Source organism: Pigmentiphaga sp., assembly GCF_019689535.1.
In the GTDB taxonomy this organism is placed as follows: domain Bacteria; phylum Pseudomonadota; class Gammaproteobacteria; order Burkholderiales; family Burkholderiaceae_B; genus Pigmentiphaga.
On sequence record NZ_JADGHH010000194.1, the window covers coordinates 1 to 6,236 of the forward strand.

5 protein-coding genes are annotated in these 6,236 nt (G+C 64.3%); 1 reads left to right on the plus strand and 4 read right to left on the minus strand.

Features of this window, described 5'->3' with window-relative positions:
- Nucleotides 1–37: 37 nt before the first annotated feature.
- Complete coding sequence (locus IRZ12_RS14565; protein WP_296469768.1) at nt 38–1,168, plus strand: PA0069 family radical SAM protein; 1,131 nt, start codon at nt 38–40, stop codon at nt 1,166–1,168.
- Between the two features lie 48 nt (nt 1,169–1,216).
- Here the strand turns inward: IRZ12_RS14565 and IRZ12_RS14570 are convergent, their stop codons facing one another.
- The 4 genes from IRZ12_RS14570 to IRZ12_RS14585 form a co-directional block, all read right to left on the minus strand.
- Nucleotides 1,217–3,007 carry a thiamine pyrophosphate-binding protein gene (locus IRZ12_RS14570; protein ID WP_296469771.1) on the minus strand — a complete coding sequence of 597 codons (1,791 nt, stop codon included), beginning with the start codon at nt 3,005–3,007 and terminating at the stop codon, nt 1,217–1,219.
- A gap of 37 nt (nt 3,008–3,044) precedes the next feature.
- Complete coding sequence (locus tag IRZ12_RS14575; RefSeq protein WP_296469774.1) at nt 3,045–4,040, minus strand: tripartite tricarboxylate transporter substrate binding protein; 996 nt, start codon at nt 4,038–4,040, stop codon at nt 3,045–3,047.
- A 78-nt stretch (nt 4,041–4,118) separates the two neighbouring features.
- Entirely contained in the window at nt 4,119–5,867 is a 1,749-nt protein-coding gene (locus IRZ12_RS14580; RefSeq protein WP_296469777.1) for a thiamine pyrophosphate-binding protein, read from the minus strand.
- A gap of 180 nt (nt 5,868–6,047) precedes the next feature.
- On the minus strand, nt 6,048–6,236 hold a 189-nt coding region (locus tag IRZ12_RS14585), incomplete at its 5' end, for a tripartite tricarboxylate transporter substrate-binding protein (protein ID WP_296469780.1).

The window sequence follows — 6,236 nt, forward strand, 5'->3', positions numbered from 1 at the left end:
GATTGTGTCAGATACTGTATGTTTGTACAGTATTAGCATGGACGATGACAGTTCGCCGCCCGCTTTGCTCCCGCAACCACCCCTGGCACCCCGGCGCGGTCGGGGCGCCGTGGCCAATGTCAGGCATCGCTTCGAAACCCTGGAACGAGAGGCGGTGGACGATGGCTGGGCTCCTCCCGCAGGAACGCCGGCCGGGGCCAAGACCGAAGTTGCCGTCGAACGAGCGCGCACGATCCTGTCCCGCAACGATTCCCCTGACATTCCCTTCGACCGCGCGATCAACCCCTATCGCGGCTGCGAGCACGGTTGCGTGTACTGTTTCGCCCGTCCGACGCATGCCTACCTTGGCTGGTCTCCAGGTCTCGATTTCGAGACCAAGCTGGTCGCCAAGGTCAATGCCGTCGAGGCGTTGCGGGCCGAGCTCTCGCGTCCCGGCTATCGGGTGGACGTGGTCAATATCGGTTCCGCCACCGATGCCTACCAGCCCATCGAGCGCCAGTGGAAGCTGACCCGCGGATTGCTGGAGCTGCTGCGGGACACCCGGCACCCCGTGTCCCTGGTGACCAAGGGCAACGCCGTCACGCGGGATCTCGACATCCTCGCCAAGCTTGCCGAGCTCGATCTCGTCGCGGTCTACGTCACCATCCCCACGCTGGACGCGCGGGTGGCCCGCACGCTGGAGCCGCGTGCCGCGGCGCCATGGCGACGTGTCGAAATCGTCAGGGAGCTGAGTTCGGCGGGCGTGCCGGTAGGAGTATCGCTGGCACCGGTCATTCCGTTCATTACCGACGACCAGATCGAGCACGTGCTGGAGGCCGCGGCCGAGGCCGGCGCACAAGCGGCCTTCTACACCATGCTCAGGCTGCCCTGGGAGGTCAAGGCCGTGTTCGCGCAATGGCTGGAGGCCCACTTTCCCGATCGCAGGGGGAAGGTCTTGCACTGCATTGAAGACCTGCGCGGCGGCAGGCTCAACGATCCGCGCTTCGGCGATCGCATGCGGGGGCAGGGCATATGGGCCGACCTGGTCCGCCAGCGTTTCCACCGCGCCGCCCGCAAACTGGGCTTGTCGCAGCGTCGCATCGTGCTCGAGACTGGATTGTTCCGGCCGCCGGCGCGCAGCCGCGGCGGGCCGCTTCCGGAGGACGGGCGGCAGATGCCCTTGTTCTAGGCGAGCAGGATGGACATGGCTAGGAACGAGGGGGCTTGCAATGCCGTCTCAATGCTCTGCTTGCTTGACCTCGCGTAGCAATCCTTTGGCCGTGAGTGAATCATATCCGGGCACGACGCGGGCATCGACGACGCAAACCCGGCCCGCCTGGACCTCGGCAATCGCCTGCTTCATCGCGGCGCGCAGTTCTCCGACGGTGCGTACCGGTCCATGACCGACTCCTCCCTGGCACCGGGCCATGCCGGCAATATCGATGTCGGGATCTCCAATATGCTGGCCGACGGCCTTGTTCTCTATGGGGCGATTGCGCGTGCGGGCGACTTTCTCCTGGTGCAACTCATCATTGAAGTACGCCGTATTGTTGGCGACGACGAATAGCAAAGGAATGCGGTAGCGTGCCGCCGTCCAGACGGCGCTGACTCCCATCATGAAATCGCCGTCTCCTATGACGGCGAGCGGAAGTCGTCCCATTCCCTGCAAGGCCAGCGCACCGCCGACCGCCATGCCCGGCCCAGATCCCAAGCCTGCGCCGCCATCCTTGCCGAGAAAGTCGAGGGGGTGGCGGAAGTGCCAGGCGTCTCCGGGCCAACCCAAGGGCGTGCGCAGCAGGGAGACCTCGAGGTGCTCGGTGGCCTCACGCAGCGACCGGGCGAGCGTTTGCAGCGTCAACGGGGCGCCGTCGTCGGGAGCAGGGGCGCGGGCATGGGCTGGGCGGACGGGCGCCCGTTCGCACCGATCGAAGATGCGCTCTTTGTCGTCGAGGGCGAGCAGTGCGTCGACGAGCGCATCGGGGTCACATAGAAGGTGAACGTCGGTCGGGGCCAGAGACTGGTAATCCATGCTCCAGCCGTTGTGGGCGTATTGATCCGGCGAGCATTGGATAATGCCGGCGCCCAGCCTTCCGTTTTTCGCTGCGATTTTCAACGTGCCGCCGAGGTCTATCCAGTCCAGGCTGAGCACGATGTCTGCTTCCCTCAGGACCGTGCAACCTTCCTCGCCCATGAAAAATGCTGGAGGCACGGGATGGTAGGGATGATCCGTCGGGAATGCGGCAGGCTGCTTCAGATCGGTCATCACCGTGGCACCCAGTCGTTCTGCCAGCCGGACTCGTTTTTGCCAGGCGTCCTCGGCCCGGGAGACCCTGCCAGCCAATATGACCGGTTTCTTGGACTCGGAGAGGCGCTCGGCGATGCGGCGCACGCTGGCTGGATCGGGGTAAGGGGTGGCCGGGCCGGAGAAATCGTCCGGCTCAGGGATCGACGCGCTCCCGTCGATGCGCGCTTCCTGCAGGGCAGCGTCGAGGCAGATGTATACCGGTCCTTTGGGTACGGTATTGGCGATGAGCGCTCCGCGGATCATGGCTTCCGCGGCCGCCGGCAATGACGCAGGCTGGTCGTCCCATTTGATGAAGTTCCGCACGAGTGCCCCTTGGTCCCGCGACGTGTGAATCCAGTCTATCCAGGGGCGGCGCGCCGCTGCATCCAGCGGGCCCGTGGCGCCGATCACGACCATGGGGGCCCGGTCGCACCAGGCGTTGAAAATACCCATGGATGCATGCATCAATCCCACGTTGGCGTGCACCACGACTCCCATGGGCTTGCCTGTCACTTTCGCATAACCGTGAGCGATGGAGACCGCATGGTCCTCGTGCAGGCACAACAGCATCTGCGGATTCTCATTGCCTAGGTAGTTCACCAGGCTGTCGTGGAGGCCGCGCAAGCTGGCGCCGGGATTGATGCTCAAGTATCGCAGGTCGAGCCGGCGTATGACTTCGGCCAAGTAGTCGCTGCCCCATTCTAAGTCGACCGGTTTCGCGACGACCGGTTTTTCGATGTTCATTCATGCACTCCTTCGTGATGCTTCTGGGTACGCCGGATCAGGGCCGCGTTTTCTCGAGAGGGGTGAGGAAAGGCGTCCAATGCTCGAGCTCCGACTGCACGTAGCGGGTGAAGGCCGAAGCATCCATGTCCTCGGTCACCATGTTCTGTTGACGGAGCTCCTTTCTCACCTCGGGCGTACGCAGCGCGTCGCGCACGGCTTGATTGATGCGCGTTACCACGGTATCCCGCATGCCGGGCGGGCCCGATAGCGAGAACCAGGTCGTTCCCGTCAACCTGGGGTAGCCCAATTCTTTGAAGGTGGGTACGTCGGGGAAGTCGTCCAGCCGCGAGTCCGCAGTCAACGCGATGGCGCGAAGCCGGCCGGATTTCAACCCAGGCATGGCGCTGCTCAAGGTAATGAAGGCGGCCTGGATCTGGTTGGCGATGAGGTCGGTGACGGCCGCATTGGCGCCTTTGTAGGGGGCCTGGACCATTGTCAGGCCGGTGGCCTGCGCAAAGGCTTCTCCGATCAGCGAGCCGTGGGTGCCCTGCCCGGGCGAGCCCCAGCTGACGCCGCCTGGTTTGTCCTTCGCGTAGCTGATGAAGCCTTGCATGTCTTTGACCGGGCCTTCGGCATTGACGACCAATACCGTGGGCGGACCGCCCAGCAGGGCGATGTGCGTGAAGTCTTTGATGGGGTCGAACGAGCTGGGCGTGAGCTTGGGCGCGATCACGTGCGAGCCGATGCCCGAGATCACGAGCGTGTAGCCGTCCGGCTCGGCGCGGGACACTGCTTGCGAGCCGATCATCCCTGAGGCGCCCGCGCGATTCTCTACCACCACGCTTTGCCCGAATGCCTTGCCGAGGGCGAACGACAAGGCACGTCCCAGGGTGTCGGCGCTGCCGCCGGGCGGGTAGGGCACGATGAGGCGGATCTGCTTATTGGGCCAGGAAGCCTCTTCCGCCGCCCATGAGGCGCTTGCTGTGGCCACCGTCAAGACAGCAAGCGCGGATAGGGCCCCACGGCGGGAGATTGGCGGGGTGGTGGGCATGGGCGTCTCCTCCTAGTTATTGATGGATAGGTGTGCTTATTCGACATGCCGGCCTGGGCGCGACGCGCTTTCAGTTCGTCAGGATTCGTACCCCGGAAGCACGCGCGCGTCGATCACGCATAGCGCCCCGTCGCGGACGCGAGCGACGGCGTCGCGCATGGCACGGGCAAGTTCGCCCGCATTGCGGGCCGGGCCGTAGGCAATCGCTCCCTGTCCGCGTGCGATCGCCGAAATATCGATTTCGGGGTCCGTCATGCGCTGCGCGATGCCCTTGTTTTCCACGGGCCTGTGGCGCTGCCGGGCGATGCGTTCTTGATGTATTTCGTCGTTGAAGTACGACTGATTGTTGGCGACTACGATTAACAGCGGAATGCGGTAGTGGGCAGCCGTCCACAGCGCGCTGGAGCTAAACATGAAGTCGCCATCACCTAGTACGGCCAAAGGCAGGCGGCCGCTGTCTTTGAGCGCCAGAGCCGCGCCAACGGCCATGCCCGGCCCCGACCCGATGCCTGCCCCGCCGTCCTTGCCCAAGAAGTCCAGAGGGTGGCGATACTCCCAGACATCGTTTGACCACCCCAATGGCGTGCGGATCAAAGTGACGGGGACATCGCGCGTTGCCTCCCGCAAGACATGGGCCAGTACGCGTATGCTCAGCTCGGCATCTGGGGGAACGGGAGCGGCCGGTTCGCGGGAGGAAGGGGGCTGGCCGGCTTGGTCCTTGCCTCGGCCAGGAAAGATTCGTTCCTCGTCGTCCAACTCCAAGAGTGCATCGACCAAGGCCTCCGGCTCGCACAGAAAGTGCGTGTGGGCCGCCGCGAGCGCCTGATGGTCCATGCTCCACCCATTGTGCGAGTATTGATCCGGGGAGCAGTGCACATATGGAGCCTTGATGGGAGCGCCACGCTCTGCGAGCAACTTGAAAGTGCCTGCGGGATCGATCCAGTCCAGGCTCATGACGACGTCGGCCTCCCGCAGCACCTGCATGCCGCGGGACCCGACCGAGTACGCCACATGCAGTGGGTGATCGGTTGGGAAGGCAGCGCCTTGCTTGAGGTCCGATACCACTGTGGCGCCGAGGCGCTCTGCGAGTTCGATCCGCCGCACCCAATCGCGGATGTCGCGGCCGATGCGCCCAGCCATGATGACGGGGCGTTTCGCTTCTGACAGAAGCTGCGCGACGCGACGCAACGCCCTCGGCTCAGGGTACGCAGGCGTGGGCCGGGAGTACATCGACGGATCAGGTACCTCGAGCGGGCCGGAAAGTTTGCTTTCTTGTAGCGACACGTCGAAGCAAAGATAAACCGGACCCCGGGGCGCAGTTTCGGCGATCAGTCTTGCCCGGACCAGGGATTCGGCGGCGGCGGGCAATGAGGCCGGCTGGTCGTCCCACTTGATGAAGTGACGGACCAAGCTGCCTTGGTCGCGCGCGGTGTGCAGCCAGTCTATCCACGGACGGCGCTCGACGGCGTCGACCGGCCCCGTGGCGCCCAGGACGACCATCGGGACGCGGTCGCACCATGCGTTGTAGATGCCCATCGAAGCATGCATCAGGCCGACATTGCTGTGGACTGCCGCGGCCATGGGTTTGCCGGTTACCTTCGCATAACCGTGCGCGATGGCGATCGCATGGTCTTCATGTAGGCAGAGAAGCAGCTTCGGGGATTCGTTGCCGAGATAGTTCACCAGGCTGTCGTGCAGGCCGCGCAGGCTGGAGCCAGGGTTAATGGCGATAAAGCGCAGGTCGAGTTGGCGAATGACAGCCGCGAGGTAGTCGCTCCCCCATTGCATGGCGGCTGGCTCGGTGGTGATGGGTTTCTCTACGTTCATGCGTCTCTCTTTTCGAATGCAAGGCCGTCCGCCGGTGTTTGTGCGGCACGAGCGAGCGGTCGCGCGCAGCGGTGCTCTGGTGGATCGTGGGTCCAAGGTGGGAGCGACTGGACTGCCCGTATCCCACCCGTTGCTCCCCGGGGGGCGATGTGCGGCAGCGTTGCCCGGACTGTTCCGGGTTCAAGGGGAGCTGGGCTTGATAAAGGGTTTCCAGTGCTCGATTTCAGATCGCACGTAGCGATTGAAGGCCGCGACGTCCATGTCTTGGGTTTCCATGTTCTGGCGCTGCATTTCCGCGACTATCTCGGGGGCCTTCAGGGCGCGCCGCACTTCGGCGTTTAGCCGTTCGACGAGGGCGGGAGGCATGCC